This is a genomic window from Auraticoccus cholistanensis, from assembly GCF_009742705.1.
Lineage (GTDB): Bacteria > Actinomycetota > Actinomycetes > Propionibacteriales > Propionibacteriaceae > Auraticoccus > Auraticoccus cholistanensis.
Genome location: NZ_WPCU01000006.1, coordinates 61,538 through 86,039 on the forward strand (window position 1 = coordinate 61,538; position 24,502 = coordinate 86,039).

General features: G+C 73.8%; 22 protein-coding genes (1 of these 22 only partly in view). 14 read left to right on the plus strand and 8 right to left on the minus strand.

The genetic code is table 11. The annotated features are described in order from the left end of the window. A partial coding sequence (locus tag GC722_RS18340; RefSeq protein ID WP_231747724.1) for a hypothetical protein occupies positions 1-73 on the minus strand: 73 nt, incomplete at its 3' end. A 142-nt stretch (positions 74-215) separates the two neighbouring features. Between GC722_RS18340 and GC722_RS10265 the strand changes: the two genes are divergently transcribed. The 3 genes from GC722_RS10265 to GC722_RS10275 are packed head-to-tail and all read left to right on the plus strand — an operon-like array spanning position 216 to position 3,865. Then, positions 216-1,553, plus strand: a complete 1,338-nt coding sequence (locus GC722_RS10265) for a hemolysin family protein (protein WP_408609308.1) — start codon at positions 216-218, stop codon at positions 1,551-1,553. A 49-nt stretch (positions 1,554-1,602) separates the two neighbouring features. Next, positions 1,603-2,598: a tryptophan--tRNA ligase gene (trpS, locus tag GC722_RS10270; RefSeq protein ID WP_231747709.1), complete on the plus strand. Its 996-nt coding sequence runs from the start codon at positions 1,603-1,605 to the stop codon at positions 2,596-2,598. 25 nt (positions 2,599-2,623) lie between these two features. Continuing rightward, the gene (locus GC722_RS10275) at positions 2,624-3,865 is read left to right on the plus strand and encodes a phosphotransferase (RefSeq protein WP_156609968.1); all 1,242 of its coding nucleotides are present in this window, start codon (positions 2,624-2,626) and stop codon (positions 3,863-3,865) included. A gap of 48 nt (positions 3,866-3,913) precedes the next feature. Here the strand turns inward: GC722_RS10275 and GC722_RS10280 are convergent, their stop codons facing one another. Both GC722_RS10280 and GC722_RS10285 read right to left on the minus strand, forming a co-directional pair. Continuing rightward, entirely contained in the window at positions 3,914-4,612 is a 699-nt protein-coding gene (locus tag GC722_RS10280; protein ID WP_156609969.1) for a DUF1345 domain-containing protein, read from the minus strand. Between the two features lie 350 nt (positions 4,613-4,962). Continuing rightward, complete coding sequence (locus tag GC722_RS10285) at positions 4,963-5,670, minus strand: dienelactone hydrolase family protein (protein ID WP_156609970.1); 708 nt, start codon at positions 5,668-5,670, stop codon at positions 4,963-4,965. A gap of 113 nt (positions 5,671-5,783) precedes the next feature. Between GC722_RS10285 and GC722_RS10290 the strand changes: the two genes are divergently transcribed. From GC722_RS10290 to GC722_RS10325, 8 genes are all read left to right on the plus strand, one after another. Further along, positions 5,784-7,364: an acyl-CoA mutase large subunit family protein gene (locus GC722_RS10290; protein WP_331714661.1), complete on the plus strand. Its 1,581-nt coding sequence runs from the start codon at positions 5,784-5,786 to the stop codon at positions 7,362-7,364. A 64-nt stretch (positions 7,365-7,428) separates the two neighbouring features. Then, on the plus strand, positions 7,429-8,718 hold the full coding sequence (locus GC722_RS10295) for an amidohydrolase (protein WP_331714662.1): 1,290 nt from the start codon (positions 7,429-7,431) through the stop codon (positions 8,716-8,718). A 168-nt stretch (positions 8,719-8,886) separates the two neighbouring features. After that, the gene (locus tag GC722_RS10300; RefSeq protein WP_331714663.1) at positions 8,887-10,005 is read left to right on the plus strand and encodes a BMP family lipoprotein; all 1,119 of its coding nucleotides are present in this window, start codon (positions 8,887-8,889) and stop codon (positions 10,003-10,005) included. A gap of 291 nt (positions 10,006-10,296) precedes the next feature. After that, positions 10,297-11,952, plus strand: a complete 1,656-nt coding sequence (locus tag GC722_RS10305) for an ABC transporter ATP-binding protein (protein ID WP_408609309.1) — start codon at positions 10,297-10,299, stop codon at positions 11,950-11,952. After that, entirely contained in the window at positions 11,945-13,120 is a 1,176-nt protein-coding gene (locus tag GC722_RS10310) for an ABC transporter permease (RefSeq protein WP_156609972.1), read from the plus strand. The genes GC722_RS10305 and GC722_RS10310 overlap by 8 nt, the downstream gene beginning before the upstream one ends. Further along, on the plus strand, positions 13,117-14,418 hold the full coding sequence (locus GC722_RS10315; protein WP_331714664.1) for an ABC transporter permease: 1,302 nt from the start codon (positions 13,117-13,119) through the stop codon (positions 14,416-14,418). Before GC722_RS10310 ends, GC722_RS10315 begins: the two co-directional genes overlap by 4 nt. Further along, a complete protein-coding gene (locus GC722_RS10320; RefSeq protein ID WP_156609973.1) occupies positions 14,405-14,815 on the plus strand; it encodes a cytidine deaminase in 411 nt (136 codons plus the stop codon). The genes GC722_RS10315 and GC722_RS10320 overlap by 14 nt, the downstream gene beginning before the upstream one ends. 91 nt (positions 14,816-14,906) lie before the next feature. Next, positions 14,907-15,974 carry an adenosine deaminase gene (locus tag GC722_RS10325; protein WP_156609974.1) on the plus strand — a complete coding sequence of 356 codons (1,068 nt, stop codon included), beginning with the start codon at positions 14,907-14,909 and terminating at the stop codon, positions 15,972-15,974. Between the two features lie 15 nt (positions 15,975-15,989). Here the strand turns inward: GC722_RS10325 and GC722_RS10330 are convergent, their stop codons facing one another. The 3 genes from GC722_RS10330 to GC722_RS10340 are packed head-to-tail and all read right to left on the minus strand — an operon-like array spanning position 15,990 to position 19,573. Next, entirely contained in the window at positions 15,990-17,264 is a 1,275-nt protein-coding gene (locus GC722_RS10330) for an ABC transporter substrate-binding protein (RefSeq protein ID WP_156609975.1), read from the minus strand. Positions 17,265-17,324: 60 nt separating this feature from the next. Beyond that, entirely contained in the window at positions 17,325-18,512 is a 1,188-nt protein-coding gene (locus tag GC722_RS10335; protein ID WP_197429983.1) for a Gfo/Idh/MocA family oxidoreductase, read from the minus strand. Next, on the minus strand, positions 18,509-19,573 hold the full coding sequence (locus GC722_RS10340; RefSeq protein WP_331714665.1) for a Gfo/Idh/MocA family protein: 1,065 nt from the start codon (positions 19,571-19,573) through the stop codon (positions 18,509-18,511). Before GC722_RS10340 ends, GC722_RS10335 begins: the two co-directional genes overlap by 4 nt. 103 nt (positions 19,574-19,676) lie before the next feature. Between GC722_RS10340 and GC722_RS10345 the strand changes: the two genes are divergently transcribed. Beyond that, positions 19,677-20,708, plus strand: a complete 1,032-nt coding sequence (locus tag GC722_RS10345) for a LacI family DNA-binding transcriptional regulator (protein WP_331714666.1) — start codon at positions 19,677-19,679, stop codon at positions 20,706-20,708. An 80-nt stretch (positions 20,709-20,788) separates the two neighbouring features. Next, positions 20,789-21,775 carry an aldo/keto reductase gene (locus GC722_RS10350; protein WP_156609977.1) on the plus strand — a complete coding sequence of 329 codons (987 nt, stop codon included), beginning with the start codon at positions 20,789-20,791 and terminating at the stop codon, positions 21,773-21,775. An 81-nt stretch (positions 21,776-21,856) separates the two neighbouring features. Here GC722_RS10350 and srmL read toward each other — a convergent pair whose 3' ends face one another. Beyond that, positions 21,857-22,999 (minus strand): PheS-related mystery ligase SrmL, encoded by a 1,143-nt coding sequence (gene srmL / locus GC722_RS10355; RefSeq protein ID WP_331714667.1) that lies wholly within the window; start codon positions 22,997-22,999, stop codon positions 21,857-21,859. 209 nt (positions 23,000-23,208) lie between these two features. Continuing rightward, positions 23,209-24,219, minus strand: coding sequence for a LacI family DNA-binding transcriptional regulator (locus GC722_RS10360; RefSeq protein ID WP_197429984.1), 1,011 nt, complete (start codon positions 24,217-24,219; stop codon positions 23,209-23,211). A gap of 239 nt (positions 24,220-24,458) precedes the next feature. Between GC722_RS10360 and GC722_RS10365 the strand changes: the two genes are divergently transcribed. Next, positions 24,459-24,502: the start of a Gfo/Idh/MocA family protein gene (locus GC722_RS10365; RefSeq protein WP_156609978.1), read on the plus strand. 1,033 nt of this gene lie beyond the right edge of the window; only the first 44 of its 1,077 coding nucleotides appear in the window; the start codon lies at positions 24,459-24,461; the stop codon falls past the right edge of the window.

Consider the following 24,502-nt stretch of genomic DNA (forward strand, 5'->3'; position numbering starts at 1 on the left):
GGCCGGCGTTGAGAGTGGCCACCCGCTCGGGCACCACGTCGACGCCGATCACCTCGTGGCCGAACTCGGCCATCCCCGCGGCGTGCGCCGCCCCCAGGTAGTTGGTCCCGATCACGCTGACTCGTAGAGGCACGTCGGCGAGTCTGGCACACGTCCCGGGCCCGGGGAGGGCGCAGAACCCTAAGGGCTCCCTGCCTCCCGTCTATGGTTTGGCCGTGGACTCCACGCTGGCCAACATCGGGCTCATCCTGCTCTTCACGCTGGTCGGCGGGGTCTTCGCCGCGGCGGAGATGTCGCTGGTGTCGCTGCGGGAGAGCCAGATCAAGGCCCTCTCCCACCGCGGCAAGCGCGGCCAGACCGTGGCCAAGCTGGCCGACAACCCCAACCGCTTCCTCTCCGCGGTGCAGATCGGGGTGACCCTGTCGGGGTTCCTCTCCGCCGCCTTCGGCGGTGCCACCCTGCAGGAGGAGCTGTCGCCGCTGCTGCAGCGGATCGGGCTGGCCGCGGCGGTGGCCGACGCGGTCGCGCTGGTCGTCATCACCATGGTCATCTCCTACGTCTCGATCGTGCTGGGCGAGCTGACCGCCAAGCGGCTGGCGCTGCAGCGCGCGGAGGGGTTCTCGCTCGCCCTCGCCCCGCTGGTCGACCTGATCGCCACTCTCGCCCGGCCGGTGATCTGGCTGCTGGGGGCGTCCACCAACGTGGCGGTCCGCCTCCTGGGCGGCGACCCGCGGGCCAGCCGGGAGGAGGTCTCGGACGAGGAGCTGCGGGCCATGGTCAGCACCTCGGTGACCCTCGGGGCGGAGGAGCGGCGGATCCTGGACGAGGTCTTCAGCGCCGGCGAGCGGAGCCTGCGCGAGGTGATGGTGCCCCGCACGGAGGTGCAGTTCCTCGCTGGCGACACCCCGATCGCCCGGGCCGTCCGCGAGGTGCGCGGTGCCCCCCACTCGCGCTACCCGGTCACCGGGCAGTCCACCGACGACGTGATCGGCTTCGTCCACGTCCGCGACCTCTTCGACCCCGACGTCTCCGGGCGCAGCGGCGGCGTCCAGCAGCTGATCCGACCGGTCGTCTCGCTGCCCGACACGGTGCGGATCCTGCCGGCGCTCAGCGAGATGCGGCGCCGCTCCGCCCACCTGGCCGTGGTCCGTGACGAGTACGGCGGCACCGCGGGCATCGTCACCATGGAGGACCTGGTCGAGGAGCTCGTCGGCGACATCACCGACGAGTACGACGTGGTGCTGCCGGTGCGGGGGGCCGCCGCCGAGAGCGAGGTCGACGGGCTGACCACCCTGGAGGACTTCACCGACAAGTTCGGGCTGGTGCTCGACGAGGGCCCCTACGACACCGTCGCCGGCTGGTTCATGGCCCGCCAGGGGCGGCTGCCGCAGCTGGACGACGAGGTGGAGGCCGAGCTGGCGCCGGTCGACGACGCCGAGGACGACCACCCGGTGCCGGTGACCTTCCGGGTGCTGGAGCTGGACGGACGACGCGCAGCCCGCTTCCACGTGCTGGCCCGCCCGCGCGCCGGAGCGGGCCCCGAGCCGCGGTGAACCGGTATCGGGGCGGCACCGCCGGGGATCGTTTGGAACAATGACGCCCATGCCTGCCCGCGCGCTCTCCCTGGCCCAGCCCACCGCCGACTCCCTGCACCTGGGGAACTACCTGGGTGCGCTGAAGCAGTGGGTCGAGCTCCAGGACACCTACGAGTCCTTCTACGGGGTCGCCGACCTGCACGCGCTCACCGTCGAGGTGGAGCCGTCCCAGCTCACCGAGCGGACGCTGCGCAGCGCGGCGCAGATCATCGCCGCCGGCGTCGACCCCGAGCGCTCCCCGGTCTTCGCCCAGAGCCACGTCGGCGAGCACGCCCAGCTGGCCTGGGTGCTGAGCTGCCTGACCGGGTTCGGGCAGGCCAGCCGGATGACGCAGTTCAAGGACAAGTCGGCCCGGTTCGGGGTGGACCGGACCAACGTCGGCCTGTTCACCTACCCGATCCTGATGGCCGCCGACATCCTGCTGTACCGGGCCGACCGGGTGCCGGTCGGCGAGGACCAGCGCCAGCACCTCGAGCTGACCCGCGACCTGGCCGAGCGGTTCAACCACCGCTACGGCGAGGTGTTCGTGGTGCCCGAGCCGCACATCGTGAAGTCGGTGGGCAAGATCATGGACCTGCAGGACCCGACCGCGAAGATGAGCAAGTCCTCCTCCTCGCCGACCGGGATCATCGAGCTGCTGGACGAGCCCAAGGTCAACGTCAAGAAGTTCAGGTCGGCGGTGACCGACTCCGACACGGTGATCGCCTACGACGAGGAGGCCAAGCCGGGGGTGTCGAACCTGCTCAAGCTGCTCTCGCTGTTCACCGGTTCGCCCGTCGAGCAGCTGGTGGCCGACTTCGAGGGCAAGATGTACGGGCACCTGAAGGTGGCGGTGGCCGACGCCGTGATGGCCGAGATCACCCCGTTCCGCGAGCGGACCCTGGAGCTGATGCAGGAGCGCTCGGAGCTGCAGTCGCTGCTGCGGGCCGGGGCGGAGCGGGCGCGGGCGGTGGCCAGCAAGACGCTGGCCGACGTCTACGACGCCGTCGGCCTGGTGCGCTGAGCGAACGGACGGGGTGAGCCCGAGGATGGCAGGGGGTGCGGTGCCGCACGAGGATCCGGACGGGTCGCGCCTGCTGACCTCCAGCGAGGTCGGCGACCTGCTGAGGGCCGCCGTCGAGCACTCCGGCGGCCAGCTGGTCGACTGGCGGATGGAGCACGTCGACGCCAACCCCCAGCACTCCACCACCGCCACCTACAACGCCACCGTGCAGTGGCCCTTCGGGCGTCGCGAGGAGCTGCTGGGGGTCAGCGCGCGCGCCGGCGGGCCGGCGCCCAGCGACGAGCGCGCCGAGATCTTCGCCGCCGGCTCGCGGCAGATGGCGGTCTGGCTCTACCCCCGCGACCCCGACCTGCCCGGGCTGGTCCGGGCGGCCTACCCCGACCAGATGGCCGAGGTGCTCAACGAGCACCGGGTGCTGCCGCAGCCGGTGCAGCCCGAGCAGGTCCGGCTGGAGATGATCGCCTACCGGCCGCGCCGGCGGGCGGTGCTGCGGGCGGTGGTGAGCACCCCGGCCGGTGCCACCACCTTCTACGTCAAGGTGCTGCGCGAGCAGCTCTTCGCCGAGGTCGAGCGGCGCCACACCATGCTGCTCGAGGCCGGCGTCCCCGCCCCGCCGGTGGCCGCCGCCACCTCCGACTTCCTTCTCGTGCTGCGCGAGCTCCCCGGGCGTCCGCTGGCCAAGGCCATCTTCGACCCCCACCCGCCCACCTCGGCGGAGCGGCTGATCGGGCTGCTGGACGCCATGCCGCCGGCGGTCAGCCAGCTGCGGCGGCGTCCGCCGTGGACGGACTCGGTGCAGCACTACACGACGATGGTCGAGCGTGCCCTGCCCGCCGAGCAGCGCCGGCTGGACTGGATCACCGGCGAGATCCTGTCCGGGCTGGCCGGGCTGCCCGCCGGCGACGAACCCACCCACGGCGACTTCCACGAGGGCCAGGTCCACGTCGACGGCGGCCGGGTGTGCGGCGTCCTCGACGTCGACACCATCGGGCCGGGCCGGCGGGTGGACGACCTCGCCTGCCTGGTGGCCCACCTGTCGACCGTGCAGCGGATGAACGCCCAGCAGGCCGCCCGGGTGCGGGCGCTGCTCGCCGGCTGGGTGCCCGTCTTCGACACCCGGGTGGACGCCTCCGAGCTGCGGCTGCGGGCGGCGGCGGTGATCATCTCGCTGGCCACCGGCCCCTACCGCAGCCAGGAGCCGCGCTGGGAGCGGGAGACCTCCTTCATCATCGACGCCGCCGAGGCCCTGATCCGCCAGGTCCGCTGAGCCGGCGTCAGGGCTCCGCCGGCGTCCGGGCTCAACCGGCGTCCGGGCTCAGCCGGCGCCGGAGACGAGCACGGAGGCCAGCACGGCGATGATCACCGTGCTGTAGGCGAAGGCGACGAGCGAGTGGGCCGTGGCCAGCTGCCGGGCCCGGCTGGTGGTCAGCGTGACGTCGGAGCCGGCGAACGTGGTCGAGACCTGCACCGCCAGGTACACGAAGTCGGGGAAGCCCAGCTCCTCGTCGGGGGAGGGGAAGGCTATCCCGGCCCCGTCGGCCCACAGCCGCATGTACTCCACGGCGAAGACGGCCAGCATCAGCACCCAGGTGCCCACCACGCAGAGCACGCCGCAGACCACCACCAGCCACTCGGCGCCGCCGTAGATGTCGCTGAGGGTGGTGCTGAGCACGCCCGCGATGCCGACCAGCACGACCGTGACCGCCCACATCCGCGGGCCGCCGACCAGCAGCGACCGGGCCAGCGGGCTCCGCCACCGGGTGCGCCGCAGCTGCGCCCGCAGCTCCTCGCCGTGCAGCCCGGAGAACGCCCACCGCGTCAGCAGCAGGTAGCAGGGCCCGTACAGGCCGTAGAAGCCGAGGAAGACGGTGGCCGTCAGCGACCAGCTCTCCACCCCGCCCAGGTCCGGTCCGGGCAGCAGCAGGAGCAGCACCGGGACGAGGACCGCGGCGAGCCCCACCTGCGCCACGGTGTGCCGCCAGAGGTCGCTACGGAGCAGTCGGGGGTCGCGCACGCCCGCACGCTAGCCCGCACCGGGTCCGCCGCCCCACCCCGACCGCCCCTGCCCGCCTGTATGTCGTCGCGGTCTCGCTCGGCGCGCCGCGGCGTGCCGGGATGTGCGGGCCCGACCGCGTACACGATCTCAGGGGAGGACGCCGCCACCCGCGCCCGGCGCGCTCGGCGGACGCCGCGACCCCCGCGTCCGGCCCGCCGGGCAGGCGGGAGGCCCGGCGGCGTCGGGAGCCCCTGGGAACGTGTACGCCGAAGGCTGCGGACACCGCGACACGCCGCGACACGCCGACCGTGACCGCGACGACATACAGCGGTGCAGGGGTGGGCGGGTCAGCGGGAGGTGCGGCGGGGTCAGGCGGAGGGCAGGTGCTCGTGCAGGAACTGCGTGGTGGTCTGCCAGGCCCGGGCCGAGGCCTCCGGGTGGTGCCAGGAGCCGACGTCGTTGTCGAAGGCGTGGTCGGCCCCGGGGTGGCTGTGGACCAGGGCGCCGGTCGGGGTGACCGCCTCGGTGATCCGCCGCTGGCTCTCGGTGTCGAGGAAGGAGTCCGCCTCGCCGAAGTGGTGCAGGCTCGGGCAGGTCACCTCGGGGGCCAGGTGGAGCAGGTCGCGCAGCCCCGAGCCGTAGTAGCTGACCAGCGCCTGCGGACGGGTCCGCGCGGCCACGGCGAAGGCCAGCCCCCCGCCGAAGCAGAACCCGAGCAGCGCCACGCCCGACGAGCCCTCGTGGCGACGCGCCGCCTGCACCGCCGCCACCCCGTCGGCCACGGCCGTCCCGAAGTCCAGCCGCGCCACCAGCCCCATCGCCCGCTGCAGGGCGTCCGGGCCCGCCTCGGTGATCTCGGGCGTCACCCCCTCCTCGGCCAGCCGCCAGTAGAAGCGGGGGGCGAGGACGCCGTAGCCCTCCTCGACCAGGCTCTGGCAGCGCCGGCGGATGTAGTCGGTGACGCCGAAGATCTCCTGGCAGACCACCACGGTGCCCGTCGGCTCGGCGCGCGGGGCGAACCACTCGGCCGGCATCGGCCCGTCGGGGGTGTCGATCTCGATCAGCGAGGAGGCCATGGTCGGAGTGTGCCACGGGTCACAGCCGAGCGGGGCGACCGGTGCCGCGTGGCATCATCGCCCTGCGGGGCCGGTCGCACCGGGACCCGTCGGGCGAACCAGGAGGTGAGGCGGTGCACGACCGGTCGGAGTCGGGGACGCCCATCCACCCGGTGTACGGCCCCGAGGCGCTGGCCGACTTCGACCCCGCCACCGAGCTGGGGGAGCCGGGGGCCTTCCCCTACACCCGCGGCATCCGCCCCACCATGTACACCACCCGCCCGTGGACGATGCGCCAGTACGCCGGGTTCGGCACCGCCGCGGAGTCCAACGCCCGCTACCGCGAGCTGATCGCCGCCGGCACCACCGGCCTGTCGGTCGCCTTCGACCTGCCCACCCAGATGGGGCACGACTCCGACGCCCCGCTGGCCGCCGGCGAGGTCGGCAAGGTCGGCGTGGCCGTCGACTCGATCGAGGACATGCGGGTGCTGCTGGACGGCATCCCGCTGGGCGAGGTCTCCACCTCGATGACCATCAACGCCCCGGCGGCCGTGCTACTGCTGCTCTACGAGCTGGTCGCCGAGGAGCAGGGCGTCGCGCCGGAGCAGCTGACCGGCACCATCCAGAACGACGTGCTCAAGGAGTACATCGCCCGCGGCACCTACATCTTCCCGCCCGGGCCGTCGCTGCGGCTGGTCGCCGACACCTTCGCCTACTGCCGCGAGCGGATGCCGCGCTGGAACACCATCTCGATCTCCGGCTACCACATGGCCGAGGCGGGGGCGACGCCGGCGCAGGAGATCGCCTTCACTCTGGCCGACGCCATCGCCTACGTGGAGACCGCGCTGGCCACCGGGCTGGCGGTGGACGAGTTCGCGCCCCGGCTGTCGTTCTTCTTCGTGGCCCGCACCACCCTGCTGGAGGAGGTGGCCAAGTTCCGCGCCGCCCGCCGGATCTGGGCCCGGCTGATGCGCGACCGCTTCGGCGCCCGGGACCCGCGCTCGATGATGCTGCGGTTCCACACCCAGACCGCGGGGGTGCAGCTCACCGCCCAGCAGCCCGAGGTCAACCTCGCCCGGGTGACCATCCAGGCGCTGGCGGCGGTGCTCGGCGGCACCCAGTCGCTGCACACCAACTCCTTCGACGAGGCGCTGGCGCTGCCCACCCAGAAGGCCGCCCGGCTGGCGCTGCGCACCCAGCAGGTGATCGCCCACGAGACCGACGTGACCGCCACCGTCGACCCCTTCGCCGGTTCCTACGCGGTGGAGAGCCTGACCGACGACGTCGAGGCCGAGGCGCTGCGGCTGATGGCCGAGGTGGAGGAGCGCGGCGGCGCGGTCCGGGCCATCGAGGAGGGCTTCCAGAAGGCCGAGATCGAGCGGGCGGCCTACCGCGTCGCCCAGCAGGTCGACTCCGGCGAGCGGGTCGTGGTGGGCGTCAACCGGTTCACCGTCGACGTCGAGGACCCCTACCAGCCGCTGCGGGTCGACCCGGCGCTCGAGGCGGCGCAGGTGGAGCGGCTGGCCCGGCTCCGCTCCCGTCGCGACCAGCCGGCCGTGGACGCCGCCCTGGAGCGGCTGCGGCAGGCTGCCGCCGGGTCGGCCAACGTGCTGGTCCCGATGCGGGAGGCGCTGCGGCTGCAGGCCACGGTGGGGGAGGTCTGCACCACCCTGCGGTCGGTGTGGGGCGTGCACACCCCGCACGAGACCTTCTGAGCCGCCGCCGGCGTTCTGGCAGAGTGGACGGCACCGCGACGCCGTCCCGCAGGAGTCCTCACCCGTGATCCCCCAGCTGCAGCAGCAGATCCGCGACGCCGCCTCGGGGCTGCACGACGAGCTGGTGAGCTTCCGGCGCGACGTCCACGCCCACCCCGAGGCCGGGTTCAACGAGCGCCGCACCACCGCCCGGGTGAAGGAGCGGCTGGAGCGGGCGGGGCTGCAGCCGCGGCCGCTGCGGATGGGGACCGGTCTGGTCTGCGACATCACCCCACGGCCCGACGGCGGGCTCCACGGGCCGGCCGAGGACGGTCTGCGCCGCCCCAGCCGGGTGGGGCTGCGGGCCGACATCGACGCGCTGCCCATCACCGACACCAAGGACGTCCCCTACGCCTCCACGGTCCCCGGGCTCACCCACGCCTGCGGGCACGACGTGCACACCACCGTGCTGGTCGGGGTGGGCATCGTGCTGGCCCGGCTGCGCGAGCGCGGGCTGCTGCGCAACAGCGTCCGGCTGATCTTCCAGCCCGCGGAGGAGGTCAGCCCCGGCGGCGCGCCGGAGGTCATCGCCGAGGGCGCCCTCGACGGCCTGGACGAGATCTACGCGCTGCACTGCGACCCGCGCACCGACGTCGGCCAGCTCGCCCTGAAGAAGGGACCGATCACCTCCGCCGCGGACCGGCTGCGGGTGACGTTCCGCGGGCCGGGCGGCCACACGTCCCGCCCGCACACCACGGCCGACGTGCTGACCGCGATCGGCACCGTCATCACCCAGACCCCGCTGGTGCTCTCCCGCCGGCTGGACCCGCGCAACGGGACCTCGCTGATCTGGGGCCACGTGCAGGCCGGGACCGCACCCAACGCGATCCCGCGGCACGGCGTGCTGACCGGCACGATGCGCACCCTCACCGTCGAGGGCTGGCAGCAGGCGCGGGTGCTGCTGCCGGAGGTGCTGGAGCACCTGGTGGCCCCCTTCGGCGTCGCGGTCGAGCTCGACCTCGACGAGGGGCTGCCGCCCACCATCAACCACCCCGCCGGCGTCGACCGGTTCATCGACGCCGCACAGAGCCAGCTCGGTCCCGGCTCGGTGACCCGCACCCAGCAGTCCCTGGGCGGGGAGGACTTCGCCTGGATGCTGCAGCGGGTGCCCGGCGCGCTGGCCCGCCTCGGGGTCCGCACCCCCGGCATGGCCGACTGGCCCGACATCCACCGGGCGGGGTTCGACGTGGACGAGCGCTGCATCGCCGTCGGCGTCCAGGCGCTGAGCCGGCTGGCCGCCGTCGGCTCCGCCCGGGTCGAGCCCCGCGCCGAGGCCGGCGCGCGCGGCGGGTCCCGGGCCCTCGTCGCCGACTGAGCGCGGCGTTTGTCACAACTGCGTATCCACTTCGCCGCCCGGCCGCTGCCAGCACGACGTGCGGCGGGGTCCGGCGTTAGAGTTCCATCGCCCACCCGGCCCTCGCCGCAAGTTCGTGCGTGGAGGAGGGTCGGCGCTGACGAATCGTCCACTGGAAGGGCCCCACCCGTGAAGAAGCTGCTCGCTGTACCGGCCTTGGCCGCCGCCACGCTGCTCACCCTGAGCGCCTGCGCGGAGCCCCCGGCCCCGCCCACGGGCACCCCGGCTCCCCAGCCCAGCGGCTCCACCTCCGCCTCGGCCGGCGCGAGCGACTTCAAGGCCTGCATGGTGTCGGACTCCGGCGGCTTCGACGACAAGTCGTTCAACCAGACCTCCTACAAGGGCCTGACCGACGCCGCCGCCGCGCTGGGCATCCAGACCAACGAGGTGCAGTCCTCCACCACCGCCGACTTCGCCCCCAACGTGCAGGCGATGGTCGACGACGGCTGCAACGTGATCGTCACCGTGGGCTTCCTGCTCGACGACGCCACCACCGCGGCCGCCCAGGAGAACCCCGACATCGACTTCGCCATCGTGGACTCCAACCCCGAGGGCAGCGCGGACCTGGAGAACCTCAAGCCGCTGATCTTCAACACCGCCGAGTCCAGCTTCATGGCCGGCTACCTCGCCGCCGGGATGACCCAGACCGGCACCGTCGGCACCTTCGGCGGCGTGCAGATCCCCACCGTGACCATCTTCATGGACGGCTACGCCCAGGGTGTGGCCTACCACAACGAGCAGAAGGGCACCGACGTCAAGGTCATCGGCTGGAACGCCGAGACCCAGGACGGGCAGTTCGTCCCCGGTGACGACCCCTTCCAGAACGTCGCCGGCGGCAAGCAGACGGCCGAGACCCTGGTCAGCCAGGGCGCCGACATCATCCTGCCGGTGGCCGGCCCCGCCGGTGAGGGTGCGCTGCAGGTGGCCCAGTCCAGCGGCGGCAAGGTGAACGCCATCTGGGTCGACACCGACGGCTGCGTCTCGGCCGAGCAGTACTGCGAGAACATCATCTCCAGCGTCTACAAGGGCATGGACGTGGCCGTCTCCGACGCCATCACCGCCAGTTTCAACGACGAGTTCGACAACGAGCCCTACGTCGGCACGCTGGAGAACCAGGGCACCGGGCTGGCCCCGTTCAACCAGTTCGAGGACAAGGTGCCCGCCGAGCTCAAGACCGAGCTGGAGCAGATCCGCGCCGACATCACCTCCGGCGCCATCGAGATCGAGTCGGCCGCCCAGCCGAAGTGATCGTCGGCGGACCCGGTTCCCTGGCCGGGTCCGCCGGTCCGCCGGCCGGGACGGGGTCCGACGGCGGGCCAACCAGTCCTCGTTCGTCCCTCACGAGGACGGCCAGACCCATCCACGACCCGCCGCCGGACCCCGTCCCGCCCGGCTCGGTGCCCCCGTCGCGGTCGTGCCGGGGCGGGGGACCGGCCCGACAGGTGCCGGCACGTCCCGCGGGATCGGTGAGGTCGGCTCGACCCGGCGGGGACGGGCCGGGGAGTGGTGGCCGGGGAATCGTCTGGAAGGATGCGCGACGTGAGCCAGATCGTGGGGACGCAGGCACCGGGTGAGGTGCCGGGGCGGCTGCGGCTGGACCGGATCACCAAGGTGTTCGGGTCGCTGGTGGCCAACGACCAGGTCAGCCTGGACATCGACCCCGGCGAGATCCACTGCCTGCTGGGGGAGAACGGCGCCGGGAAGTCGACGCTGATGAACCAGCTGTACGGGCTGCTGCAGCCCGACGGCGGCCAGATCCAGATCGACGGCGTCCCGGTGCGCTTCGACAACCCGCGCCAGGCCATCGACGCCGGCATCGGGATGGTGCACCAGCACTTCATGCTGGTCGACGTCTTCACCGTGGCCGAGAACATCGTGCTGGGCCGCGAGCCCGGCACGGCCGGCGTGCTGAACCTGCGGGCCGCCCGCCAGCGGGTCCGCGAGCTCTCGCGGCGCTACCGCCTCGAGGTCGACCCGGACGCCCGCGTCGAGGACCTGCCGATCGGGGTGCAGCAGCGGGTGGAGATCCTCAAGGCCCTCAGCAACGACGCCCGCTACCTCGTCTTCGACGAGCCCACCGCCGTGCTCACCCCGCAGGAGACCGACGAGCTGATCGAGGTGATGCGGGCGCTGCGGGACGAGGGCCGGGCCATCGTCTTCATCACCCACAAGCTCCGCGAGGTCCGCGCCATCGCCGACCGCATCACCGTCATCCGGCGCGGCGCCGTGGTGGGGGAGGCCCCGCCGTCGGCCACCGAGTCCGAGCTGGCCGAGATGATGGTCGGCCGCGCCGTGTCGCTGACCGTCGCCAAGCAGCCGCCGCGGCCGCAGGGCCCGCGGCTGCAGGTCGAGGGCCTGACCGTCACCAGCCCCGACGGCGTGGTGGTGGTCGACGACGTCTCCCTCGACGTGGCCGGCGGCGAGATCGTCTGCGTGGCCGGCGTCCAGGGCAACGGCCAGACCGAGCTGGCCGAGGCGCTGCTGGGCACCACCGCCAGCAACCGGGGCCGGATCCTGCTCGACGGCGCCGACATCACCCGCCGCGACCCGCGCGGGCGGCTGCGCTCCGGGCTGGGGTTCGTGCCCGAGGACCGCAAGGCCGACGGCTTCGTCGGCAGCTTCACCGTGGCCGAGAACCTGGTGCTCAACCACGTCGAGAGCTTCTCCCGCCGCGGGGTGCTGCAGCTGGGCCGCATCGAGGAGAACGCGCGCCGGCTGACCGAGGAGTTCGACGTCCGCACCCAGTCGACCACCACCTCCGTGGCCTCCCTCTCCGGCGGCAACCAGCAGAAGGTCGTGCTGGCCCGCGAGCTCTCCCGCCCGCTCGCCCTGCTGGTGGCCTCCCAGCCCACCCGCGGAGTCGACGTCGGCGCCATCGAGTTCCTGCACCAGCGGATCGTGGCCGAGCGCGACAAGGGCACCGCGGTGCTGATCGTCTCCACCGAGCTGGACGAGGTGGCGGCCCTGGCCGACCGGGTCGCGGTGATGTTCCGCGGCCGCGTGGTCGGCGTCGTCGACGCCGGCACCTCGCGGGAGGTGCTCGGTCTGATGATGGCCGGCGTCCCGCACGAGGAGGCGCTGGCGGCGGCCTCGGTGACCACCGCCGCCGAGGAGGAGGCCCGGCTGGAGGCCGAGGTGGCCGAGCACGTCGCCGAGCTGACCGGCCACGAACCGCAGGAGGAGCAGCATGGCTGAGCGTCGCGGGTGGGCCGTCCCCTGGCGGGACGTGCTGATCACCCTGCTGGCCTTCGTGCTGGCCTTCGTCGTCGGCGCGGTGCTGATGGTGGTCTCCGACGCCGAGGTGTCCAGCCAGTTCGCCTACCTGTTCACCGCCCCCTCGCTGGCGCTCGGCGCCTCCTGGGACAAGGTGTCCTCCGCCTACGCCGCGCTGTTCGCCGGCTCCCTCGGCGGCATCGGACCCATCACCGAGACCACCGCGCAGGCCGCGCCGCTGATCTGCGCGGGCCTCGGCGTCGGTCTGGCCTTCCGCGCCGGGCTGTTCAACATCGGCGCGCAGGGCCAGGCCGTGGTGGGGGCCATGGTCGCCGCCTGGATCGGGTTCAGCTGGCACCTGCCGCCCGGGCTGCACCTGCTGGTGGCGCTGGCGGGCGGCGTGCTGGCCGGGGCGCTGTGGGCCGGCATCGCGGGCGTGCTCAAGGCCCGCGCCGGCGCGCACGAGGTGATCGTCACCATCATGCTGAACTACGTCGCCACCGGGCTGCTGGCCTTCGCGCTGACCACCACCGCCTTCCAGCGGCCCGGGCGCACCGACCCCATCTCGCCGGTGGTGGACTGGAACGCCACGATGCCGCGGCTGGAGGGCACCCGGCTGCACCTCGGCTTCCTGATCGCCCTGCTGGCCGCCGCGGCCGTCTGGTTCCTGATGGAGCGCACCACCTCCGGGTTCCGGGTCAAGGCCGTGGGCCTCAACCCCGACGCCTCCCGGACCGCGGGGATGAGCGTCCCCAGCACCACCGTGCTGGCCATGCTGCTGGCCGGCGGGCTGGCCGGCCTGGCCGGTGTCCAGGCCGCCCTTGGCCCGACGGTGGCCGGCACCCCGACCCCGCTCAGCGCGGGGCTGGTCGGCTCCATCGGCTTCGACGCCATCACCGTGGCGCTGCTGGGACGCTCGCGTCCCGTCGGCACCGTGCTGGCCGGGCTGCTGTTCGGCGCGCTGCACGCCGGCGGTCTGGCCATGCAGTCCCAGGCCGGCACCTCCGCCGAGCTGACGACCGTGCTGCAGGCCCTCATCGTGCTGTTCGTGGCCGCTCCCGCCCTGGTCACCACCGTCGTGCCCTTCCTCCGGGCCCGGCGGGCGTCGCTGACCGGAACCACTCCGACGACCGGAGGTCTGTCCTCGTGAGCACGACCATCCGCCCCCACGCCGAGACCCCCGCCGGGGACCAGCCGGTCCGGCTGGAGTCCCGGGAGGAGCGCACCCACCGGCTGTCGGTGGGCGTGCTGGTGCTGCTGGTCGGCGTGCTGCTGGCCGTGCTCACCCTCAGCACCTCCGGCACCGCCCGGTTCGCCCTCTCCGACGTCTTCGACGAGGTGCAGCTGCCCACCCTCTCGCTGCCCGGCCTGCCGGTGGTCGTCCTCTGCGCGCTGCTCTGCCTGCTGGCCGGCGCCGGCTTCGTGGTCGGCCGGCTCAGCTCGCGGCTGCGTGCGCTGGCCGGCACGGTGGCCGGGGTCGCCTTCCTGCTGGGGTTCCTGACCTGGGCCGCCGCCGGACGCGACCTCCCGTTCCCGGTGAGCAACCAGCTCTCGGGCACGCTGACCCTGGCCACGCCGCTGGTGCTGGGCGCGCTGTGCGGGGTGCTCTGCGAGCGGGCCGGCGTGGTGAACGTCTCGATCGAGGGCCAGTTCCTCACCGCCGCCTTCACCTCCGCCCTCGTCGGCAGCATCACCGGCTCGATCCCGCTGGCGCTGCTGGCCGCCGTGGCGGGCGGCGTGGCCATGGCCGCGCTGCTCGCGCTGTTCGCCATCCGCTACAAGGTCGACCAGGTGGTGCTCGGGGTGGTGCTCAACCTGCTGGCCGTCGGGCTCACCGGCTTCGTCTTCGACCAGCTGGTGCAGCCCGCCGCCGGCGAGCTCAACGACGCCCCGCTGCTCACCCCGGTCGCGGTGCCCGGGCTGTCGGCGATCCCGCTGCTGGGCCCGGTGCTGTTCGAGCAGAACGCGCTGGCCTACCTGGCGATCGCCTCGGTGCTGCTGGTCTGGTTCCTGGTCTTCCGCACCTCGTGGGGGCTGCGCGTGCGTGCGGTGGGCGAGCACCCGGAGGCCGCCGACACCGTGGGCATCAGCGTCCGCGGCACCCGGTGGTCGGCCGTCCTGGTCGGCGGCGTCTTCGGCGGCCTCGGCGGCGCCTTCTTCTCGCTGGCCGCCACCGGCTCCTTCACCAAGGAGATGACGGTCGGGAACGGGTTCATCGCGCTGGCCGCGCTCATCATGGGCCGCTGGCACCCGGTCTGGGCCACCGTGATGGCGCTGTTCTTCGGCTTCGTCACCCAGATGGCCTCCCAGCTGCAGACCCTCAGCACGCCGGTGCCGAGCCAGTTCCTGCTGCTGCTGCCCTACGTGGCCACCGTGGTCGCGGTGGCCGGTCTGATCGGGCGGGTCCGTGCCCCCGCCGCGGACGGGGTGCCCTATGACAAGCCCTGAGGTCGACTGGGACGAGCTGCGCCGCCGCGCCCGCGAGATCTCCCGGCGGGCCTACGTGCCCTACTCCGGCTACCCGGTCGGGGCGGCGGCGCTGGTCGACGACGGCCGGGTCGTGGTCGGCTGCAACGTCGAGAACGCCGGCTACGGGGTGACCCTGTGCGCCGAGTGCGGGCTGGTGTCGTCGCTGCACGCCGGCGGCGGCGGACGCCTGGTCGCCTTCGCCTGCGTGGACGGCCACGGCGAGGTGCTGATGCCCTGCGGGCGCTGCCGCCAGCTGCTGTGGGAGAACGGCGGCGCCGAGCTGCTCGTCGACACCCCCCGGGGCATCCTGCCGATGTCGGAGGTGCTGCCGCAGGCCTTCGGCCCCGACGACCTGACCGCCTACCGCGCCACCTGACCACCCCACCGCCGATCCCGGCGGTCACCACCGCCCGACCGGCACCTGCCCGGGCGGGCCGGCCGACCGTCCGGCCACGAGAAGGAGCACGATGACCCTCACCCTCGACGAGATCCGCGCGCTGCCCAAGGTGGCCCTGCACGACCACCTCGACGGCGGCCTGCGCCCGCAGACCGTGCTGGAGCTGGCCGCAGAGGCCGGGCACGAGCTCCCCGCCCAGGACGCCGAGGCGCTGGGGGACTGGTTCTACGAGGCGGCCGACTCCGGCTCGCTGGTGCGCTACCTGGAGACCTTCGACCACACCGTCGCGGTGATGCAGACCGCGGACGCGCTGCGCCGGGTGGCGCGGGAGTTCGTCCTCGACCAGGCCGCCGACGGGGTGGTCTACGCCGAGGCCCGCTGGGCGCCCGAGCAGCACCTGCGGCAGGGGCTCAGCCCGGAGCAGGCCGTCCGCGCGGTCGCCGACGGGCTGGCCGAGGGCGAGGCCGAGGTCGCCGCGCAGGGCCGCACCGTGGTCGCCCGCCAGATCGTCACCGGCATGCGGCACGCCGACCGCTCGGCCGAGATCGCCCGGCTCGCCGTGGCGCACCGCGACTCGGTCTGCGGCTACGACATCGCCGGCGCCGAGGACGGGTTCCCGCCGTCCCGCCACCTCGAGGCCTTCGACGTGCTGAAGCGGGCCAGCGCCCGCTGGACCGTGCACGCCGGCGAGGCCGCGGGGCTGGACTCGCTGTGGGAGGCCGTCCACCTGGCCGGCGCCCAGCGCCTCGGCCACGGCGTGCGCATCGTCGAGGACGTCACCCTCGCCGAGGACGGCACCCGCCACCTCGGCCCGCTGGCCGCCTTCGTCCGCGACACCGGCATCCCGCTGGAGGTCTGCCCCTCCTCGAACCTGCAGACCGGCATCGCCAGCACCATCGAGGAGCACCCGGTCGGGCTGCTGGTCGACCTCGGCTTCGCCGTCACGGTGAGCTGCGACAACCGGCTGATGAGCCGGACGACGCTGAGCCGGGAGCTGGCGCTGTGCTGCGAGGCCTTCGACTGGGACCTCGAGCAGCTGGAGGTGCTGCAGCTGACCGCCCTGGACCACGCCTTCCTGCCGCTGCCCGACCGGGCCCGGCTGCTGGAGCAGGTGGTGCTCCCCGGCTTCGCCGGCTGAGGCAGCCGGGGGCGCCTACCTCATGCCCTCGATCGCCGCCAGCACCCGGGTGGCGCCGTCGGCGGGGCTGAGGCGTCCGAAGAGCACGTCGGTGCCCACGGGGGTGAACTCCGAGCTGAACCCCGACGCGTTGGAGGGCGTCACCTGCGGCGGCGGCACCAGCTCCGGGGCGATGTCGCGGGAGAACTCCAGCGCCACCGCCGACTGGCGGTCCAGCAGCGGCGCGATCTCCTCCTGCACCGCCGGGATGGCCGGGATGCCGCGCTCGGTGGTGAGCACGGTGGTGGCCGCCGGGTCGGTCAGCAGGAAGTCGACCAGCCGGGCGCTCTCCTCGGGGTGCTCGGTCCGCGCCGAGATCGACCAGTACATCGACGCCTTGTTCACCATCATGGCCGACTCGCCCCCGGCCTGGCGGGGCAGCCGGAGCAGCTCCAGGTGGCTGCCGCTCGCGGTGCCGAAGGCGGAGATCTGGGTGTGGAACAGCAGGTGGAACGCGGCCCGGTTGGTGGCGAAGAGCGAGGCGTCGAGGGGGAGCGTGGCGTTCTCGACCTGCACCGCCGCCGGCGGGGTGGCCTCCATGGCCACCAGCCGGTTGGCGTAGTCGAAGAAACTCGTGACGGTCTGCTGGCTGACGCCCGGGCCGTCGGTGGGCCAGACCTCCTCGCCGTGCTGGCGCGCCCAGGCGCCCAGCTCGGCCGTCCCGGTGCCGAAGCCGTCGAAGCCGTAGACGCCCTCCGAGCCGAGCTCGGCGGTCACCTGGGCCGACGCCTCGGCCAGGTCGTCCCAGGTCCAGGTGGTGTCGTCGGGCATCTCGACGCCCGCCCGCTCCAGCACGTCGGGGTTCACCGCGACGGAGAAGTTGGCCACACCGATCGGCGCGCCCACCAGGGTGCCCTCGACCCGGCCGGTGTCGAGCACGCCGGCCTCCATGGCCGACACGTCCAGGGCGGGCTGCTCGGCCAGGTCGAGCAGGGCGCCCCGGGCACCGTAGGCGGCGATGTAGGCCTCGTCCATCTGGATCACGTCAGGCGCGTCGTCGGCGGCCGTGGTGGTGGCCAGCTTGTCCCAGTAGCTGGTCCACTCGCTGTTCTCGATCACCACCGAGATGTCGGGGTTGGCGGCGGTGAAGGCGTCGACCGCCTCCTGGGTGAGCGCCAGCCGGGAGTCGTTGCCCCAGGTGGAGACCCGCAGCTCGACGGGACCCTCCGATCCGCCCGAGTCCGAGCAGGCCGGGAGCAGCAGGCAGGCGAGCAGCAGCAGGGAGGTGACCAGACGTCGTCGGTTGGTCATGAGCGGTCTCCCTCTCGGGTGGTGGTGCCTCTCGGGTGGTGGGCCCTCTCGGCTGGTGGGTCAGGGCCGCGTCCCCAGGCGTCGGGTCACGGTCTCCGCGGGACGCCCGCCGTCCAGGCGGGAGTAGTAGGGGTTGTCGGGCCCGAGGTCGGTGCGGGCGACGGTGCCCCCCTCGAGCGCCGAGGCGTACAGCGCGGTGACCAGCTCCATGGTGGGACGGGTGCTGGCCAGCGTGGTGTCGTGGTCACGACCGGCGAGCAGGTCCTCGACGAGCTGCTCGATCTGGGCCCGGTGGTTGCTGGGACGGTCCTCGCCGGCGGAGGCCGCCCAGACGTCCTGCTCCTCCGCCGGGCCGCCGTCCGCGGTGCCCGGGTCGGCGGGCAGCCCCGGGTCGCGGCCCAGCCGGGCGGCCGCGGTGGCGTCCGGCGCGGGGGTCCAGGACCAGTCCGCGTCCCGGTAGCCGTAGACGTGGTCGACCTCGAGCGTGCCGGCGGTGGTGTCGACGCGGATCCGGCTCAGCTCGCGCGGGGACAGCAGGCTCGTCGTCACCGTCCCCACCGCGCCGCTGTCGAAGGTCAGGAGACCCAGCGAGACGTCCTCGAACTCGACCGGTCGGGCGATCCGCGCCGCGCGGGCGTCCACCGTCCGCCAGGGGCCCATCAGGTGCAGCAGCAGGTCGAGCTGGTGGATCGCGTGGCCGAGGGTGGGACCGCCGCCCTCACCCACCCAGGTGCCGCGCCACTCGGGCAGGAAGTAGCTGTCGGGGCGGTACCAGAGGGTCTCGCACACGGCGACCTGCGGCGTCCCCAGCGCGCTGGAGCGCAGCAGCCGGGAGGCGCGGCGGGCGCCGGAGCCGTGCCGGTGCTGGAAGACCACGTACAGCGAGCCCGCGCTGGCCGCGTCGGCGGCGGCGAGCACGTCCATCTCCGCCAGCGCGACCGCCGGCGGCTTCTCCAGCAGCACCGAGCAGCCGGCCGCCAGCAGCGCCGAGGCCACCTCGGTGTGGCTGCCCGGCGGGGTGGCCACCGAGACCAGGTCCACGCCGGCGTCGACGAGCTGCTGGCGGGAGCGGAAGGCGGTGGTCCGGTGGGTCGCGGCGAAGGCGTCCGCCCGGTCCTGGTCGTGGTCGAACACGCCCACCAGCTCGACCCGGGGGTGACCGGTGTAGCTGAGCGCGTGGGCGCGAGCGATGGAGCCGCAGCCCACGATGCCGACCCGCAGCACGTCGCGACCTGCGGCCGGGCTCACTCGGCGTACCCCGCCAGGGTGGCCGCCCGCTGGGCCTGCAGCGCCAGCCGCATCACCTCGAAGGTGTGCCGCTGCGGGCAGGCCGTCTCGGTGCGGTGGAGCACGTCGTGGACCAGGTCGGGGTAGTAGGTGAGCTCGACGTCGGAGCAGTCGACGTACTGGGTGCCGGAGCCGTCGACCACGAACAGGTGGTCGCCGCCGGGGCGACCCTCCACGTCGACGTACTTGCGCAGCTCGATGTAGCCCTCGGTGCCCAGGATGACCAGCCGGCCGTCGCCCCAGGTGGGCAGGCCGGCGGGGGTGTACCAGTCCACCCGCACGTAGCCGTGCGCGTCGGCGGCCCGCAGCGTGGCCTCGCCGAAGTCCTGCATCCGCGGCGACTCCGGGTGGGTGTAGTTGGCCACCGTGCTGGAGACCACCTCGGCGGTCTCGGAGCCGGTGTACCAGAGGAACTGGTCGAACTGGTGGCTGGCGATGTCGGTGAGGATGCCGCCGGTGCGGGCGTGGTCGTAGAACCACTCCGGACGCCCCGCCCCGCCGGCCAGGTGGGCCCGGTCGCCCTCCCGGTGGGGGCCGAGCCCGAGGGTCTGCACCACCTTGCCGATGCGGCCCGAGCGGACGAGCTCACCGGCCTTGACCGCGCAGCGGACCTCGAAGCGCTCGGAGAAGGTCACCGACCAGAAGCGGCCGGAGCTGGCCACGGCCTGCTCCAGCTCGGCGAGCTGGTCGAGCGAGATGCAGCCGGGCTTGTCGGCGACCACGTCCTTGCCCGCGCGGAGCGCCTCGAGCGCGATGGGGGCGCGCCGGTCCGGCACGGCGGCGGTGACCACGAGGTCGACCGTCGGGTCGTGCAGCAGCTCGGTCGGGTCGTCGACCCACGGCGCGTCCGGCCAGCGGCGGCGCACCTCCTGCGCGACCGCGGCCTCAGGGTCGTCGGAGCTGAGACCGACCAGCTCGGCCCCCTGCTGCACGAGCCCGCCGATCTGGCCGAAGGCGTGGGCGTGGTCGAGGCCGACGGCCGCGATCCGGATCCGACGGGAGCCTGCCGCTGGTGTGCTCACGTGCTGACGTTCCTCCGCGTGAAGTTCGCCGGCTCGGCCGACGTGGGTCTGGTGTGGGTGATCGATCACATGACCGGTGGGTCGTACGCTAGTGATCGATAACGTGGGCGTCAACGGTCGGGAGGTCTTCGTGCAGCCCAAGCGCGCCACCATCTACGAGGTGGCCGACCACGCCGGTGTCTCCCACCAGACGGTGTCGCGCTACGTGCGCGGCGACGGCGGGTTCCGGCCCGCCACGGCGGCCCGCGTGGAGGCCGCCATCCGCGCGCTGAACTACCGCCCCAACCTCACAGCCCGCTCCATGCGGACCCGGCGCACGGGACGCCTCGCGGTCGTCCTGCCGGCCGCCGCCAGCCACCTGCCGCTGCGGCTGCTGGGGGCGGTCTCGCTGGCCGCCCACGAGGAGGGCTTCACCGTGGACCTCGTCGGCACGGAGGGCGGGGCGGCGGAGCGGGCCGCGCGCGCGACCGAGCTGGCGGACTCGGGCGAGGTCGAGGGGGTGCTCGTCCTCGCCTCGCTGGGGGACGAGCCGCTGCCGCCGACGGCCGCACCGGTGGTGGGCGTGGCCGACTACGACGACCAGATGCGCAGCCTCGGCGCGCTGGCCGACGGCACGGCCTGCGGCGAGGTGGTCCGCCAGCTCCGCGCCCTGGGGCACCGCAGCCTGCTCCACGTGGCCGGCCCGCAGTCCTGGGCCTCGGCGCGCAACCGCCGCGAGAGCTTCCTCACCACCGTGGCCGAGCTCGGGCTGCGTGGGACGGTGGTGGAGGGCGACTGGTCGGCCCGCTCCGGCTTCGAGGCGGTGCAGGCGCTGCCCGAGGGCACCGACGTCACCGCGGTGGTGGCGGCCAACGACATGGTGGCGATGGGAGCGGTCCGCGGCGGCCTCGAGCGCGGCTGGCGGGTGCCCCAGGACCTCAGCGTGTTCGGCTGGGACGACGAGGAGGCCGGGCGGTTCAGCACCCCGGCGCTGTCCACGGTGGCCGTCGACCGCGAGCGGCAGGGCCGGGAGGCGGTGCGCCGGCTGGTCGCGCTGCTCCGTGGCTGCGAGCCGCCGGCTCCCGACACCACCTCGCTGCACACGGTGATCCCGCGCGAGTCCACCGGGCCGGCGCCCGCGCACCGGCGTCGCTGAGACCGGTCGCGGGTGCGCGTGCCGGGCCTCGGGAGGACCCGCCCGAGCCGCGGCCGAGGCCCCCGGGCAGAGTAGGGGCCATGGAGTACACACACCTCGGACGCAGTGGTCTCTCGGTCTCCCGGCTCTGCCTGGGCACGATGAACTTCGGTCCCAGCACCGACGAGCCGACGTCCCACGCGATCATGGACGCCGCGCACGACGCCGGCATCAACTTCTTCGACACCGCCAACGTCTACGGCCGAGCGGTCAGCGTCGGGCTGACCGAGGAGATCATCGGCCGCTGGTTCGCCCAGGGCGGCGGACGCCGTGAGCGCACCGTCATCGCCACCAAGCTCTACGGCGACCTCCCCGACGACCCCGACCGCCCCTGGCCCAACTCGGGCAAGCTCTCCGCGCTGAACATCCGCCGCGCGCTCGACAAGAGCCTGCAGCGGCTGCAGACCGACTACATCGACCTGTACCAGATGCACCACGTCGACCGGGACACCCCCTGGGAGGAGATCTGGCAGGCGATGGAGGTCGCCGTCCAGCAGGGCAAGGTGCTCTACGTCGGCAGCTCCAACTTCGCCGGCTGGCACATCGCCCAGGCCCAGGAGGAGGCCGCCGCCCGCGGCTTCATGGGGCTGGTCAGCGAGCAGTCGATCTACAACCTGCTCAAGCGCGAGGTGGAGCTCGAGGTGCTGCCGGCCGCCGAGCACTACGGCCTGGGCGTCATCCCGTGGTCCCCGCTGCAGGGCGGCCTGCTCGGCGGGGTGGTGAAGAAGGAGAACCAGGGCAAGCGCCGCCTCGAGGGCCGGGCCAAGGAGTCCCTGGAGCAGCACCGCACCGAGATCGAGGCCTACGAGCAGCTGGCCGAGGACCTGGGTCTGGAGCCCGCGGAGCTGGGTCTGGCCTGGCTGCTGCACCAGCCGGCCGTGACCGCCCCGATCATCGGCCCGCGTCTGCCCGAGCAGCTGGACGGTGCGCTGAAGGCGGTCGACGTCACCCTCGACGCGGCCACCCTGGAGCGGCTGGACGAGCTGTTCCCCGGCCACAAGCCGGCTCCGGAGGACTACGCCTGGTGAGCTGACCGCCACGGCGGAGGGCCGACGGCCCCGGGACCTCGGGTCCCGGGGCCGTCGCCGTCCGGACGCGGGCCGGACGGCTCAGCCGGCGGCGGTGGGCGTGGTCCCCGGGACGATCAGCTCCGCGTGCGGGCCCCGGTGGACGGCGAGATAGACCCGGTCGCGGAGCTCGTTGGCCTCGGCGTCGGTGAGCGTCCGGTCCAGGGGGCGGATGACCATACGGACCAGGGCGTTGACCTGCGTCGGAGCCAGACCGAGCCGCCGACGGGCCCTCTCGGGGAGCGCGTCGTAGCCGGTGCGGGCCAGCACCCGGACGTCCTCCAGGTCGTCGGCGCGCCCGGCCAGCGCCGCCCGGACCCGGTCGCCGACCGTCTCGTCGTCGTCGGAGCTGTCGATCACGATGGAGAGGTCGCGGCGCACCGGCGGCATCACCGACACCGGCCGCCACGGCTCCAGGTCGTCCAGCTGGCGCAGGATCCGCGGCTCCGACGAGCGCAGCACCCGGATGTCGTCGATGCCCTTGCGCAGCATCAGCGCCCGGTCCAGGCCCATCCCCAGCGCCAGCCCCGACCAGACGTCGGGGTCCAGACCGGCCCGGGCCAGCAGGGCCGGGTGGGCGAGACCGCACTCGGCCAGCTCCAGCCAGGCGCCGTCCAGCAGCACGTCGAGCTGGCGTCCGGAGACGGTGTAGGGGTGGGACGCCGGCACCGCGCGCCACCGGGCGCCGGGCAGCACGGCCTCGACCAGGGTGGCCATCATGGTCTCGAGGTCGTCCGGGCCCAGCCGGGCGGTCGAGGAGATCCGCCACAGGTCCACCTGGTGGGGTTCGCCGACGTGAGTGCGGTCGATGGCGTCGCGGCGGTAGACGAGCCCGGGCAGGACGTGCAGGCGGTCGACGTCGGCGCCCGGGTCGAGGGTGCCGAGCAGCCAGGGGACCGACGCCGAGGTGTGGCTGCGGAGCATGACCGACGGGCTGACGTAGCGGGAGTAGCGGGCGTCCCGGGTGACGGCGGCCGGGTCGAAGCCGAGACGGTCGTAGTTGTCCGGCACGGCGACCAGCGGGCTGAGGCGGAGCTCGCGGGCGGGGACGCCCCACACCCCGGTGAGGGAGGAGACGACGGCGCGGAGCAGCAGCTGCATCGCGTGCCGGCCCTGCGCGGGGTCGGTCAGGTCGCGAAGCCGGAGCGCGGCGGTGAGCTGGTCGGTGGAGAGGTAGCTGGGCACGGGGGTCCTTCGGGACGGCGGTCGGCGGGGGAGGCTCCTCCCTCGGCCGGCGCGGGCGTCCGGGACCCGCTACGCGCGCGCGGTCGGCCCCCGACGGCCGGTCGCCGGCCGAGGGCGCAGAAATCGCCGCAGGGTGTGCACGCGGTCACGGTAGGGACGCCCGCCGCGGCGACGCAACGGACTATCTCCCCGCTGCCGCGGCGGGCGTGTCAGGCCGGCGCGGGGCCGGTGGAGGCGCGGACGACCAGGTGGGTGGGCAGCACGGGGGAGCGCTGACGCGCCGGCGCGCTGCTGAGCAGCAGCGACACCGCGACCCGACCCGCCTGCTCGGCCGGTGAGCTGATCGAGGTGAGGGCCGGGTGGCTGCAGGCCGAGGCGAACACGTCGTCGCAGCCGACGACGCTGAGGTCCTCGGGCACACGCAGCGACCGCTCGGCGAAGCGCTGCAGCATGCTCAGCGCGATCATGTCGTTGAACACCAGCACGCCCGTGGCGCCGGAGTTTACCACCGCCTCCGCCGCCCCGGTGCCGGCCGCGCCGACCGGCGGGTGCGGACCCGTCCGGGTGACCTTCACCCCCAGCCGGGCCGCCGTCCGGGTGATGGTGCGCCAGCGGCGCTCGTTGGACCAGGAGGAGCGGGGTCCGCTGACGTAGATCAGCCGCCGGTGGCCCAGCGAGACCAGGTGCTCGACCGCCTGGCCGAACCCCGAGGCGGAGTCGATCACCACGCTGGGGCCGTTGCGCCGGGGCCGGTTGACCGTGACCAGCGGGACGGTGCTGCGCTCGACGGCGTCGATGCGGGCGTCGGTGAGCCGGGGGGCGAGCAGCACGGCGCCGTCGCACCGGATCCGGGCGCGGGTGAGCAGCAGCTCCTCGAGGTGGTCCGAGCCCTCGGTGTCGATGAGCAGCAGGTAGCGACCGCTCGCCTTCAGCTCGCGCTGGGCGCCGCGGATCATGTCGAAGAAGAAGGGGTTGCTGGTGTCGGGCATCAGCACACCGATGGCCTGGGTCTGGTCCGAGCGCACCGGGGCCGCCCCCGGCCGCACGTAGCCGAGCTGGTCGGCCACCTGCTGGATGCGCTCGCGGGTCACCGCGTTGACCCGGCCGGGGTCCGACAGCGCCCGCGACACCGTCGACACGGCGACGCCGGCCGCGGCCGCCACGTCGGCCAGGGTCGTGGTCCGTCCGGCTCCGTCGCCGGTCCGTGCGCCCGCACTCACCCGGTGAAGCAAACCATGATGGCAACATGATGGCAAACATCTTCCGGCTTTGCCGTCGCCCGTCCTACGCTGTCGACCCATGAGCCACGACACCGTGCCGTCGTCCAGCTCGCCGTGCTCGCCGCCGTGGGCGCCTGCCGCCCGCAGCCTGCGCAGCCGGGCCCGCCGTACCCCCACCACCGACCTAGGAGTCACCCTCGCATGAGCTCTTCCTCCCCCATCCGCGTGCTGGTCGTCGGCTGCGGCGTCATCGGCAAGCACCACGCCATCGTGCTGAGCCGCC

Coding starts and splice junctions, on each gene's coding strand:
- trpS (WP_231747709.1), top strand. CDS start 1,603: ATGCCTGCCCGCGCGCTCTCCCTGGCCCAGCCCACCGCCGACTCCCTG.
- GC722_RS10275 (WP_156609968.1), top strand. CDS start 2,624: ATGGCAGGGGGTGCGGTGCCGCACGAGGATCCGGACGGGTCGCGCCTG.
- GC722_RS10285 (WP_156609970.1), bottom strand. CDS start 5,670: ATGGCCTCCTCGCTGATCGAGATCGACACCCCCGACGGGCCGATGCCG.
- GC722_RS10310 (WP_156609972.1), top strand. CDS start 11,945: ATGGCTGAGCGTCGCGGGTGGGCCGTCCCCTGGCGGGACGTGCTGATC.
- GC722_RS10320 (WP_156609973.1), top strand. CDS start 14,405: ATGACAAGCCCTGAGGTCGACTGGGACGAGCTGCGCCGCCGCGCCCGC.
- GC722_RS10325 (WP_156609974.1), top strand. CDS start 14,907: ATGACCCTCACCCTCGACGAGATCCGCGCGCTGCCCAAGGTGGCCCTG.
- GC722_RS10330 (WP_156609975.1), bottom strand. CDS start 17,264: ATGACCAACCGACGACGTCTGGTCACCTCCCTGCTGCTGCTCGCCTGC.
- GC722_RS10350 (WP_156609977.1), top strand. CDS start 20,789: ATGGAGTACACACACCTCGGACGCAGTGGTCTCTCGGTCTCCCGGCTC.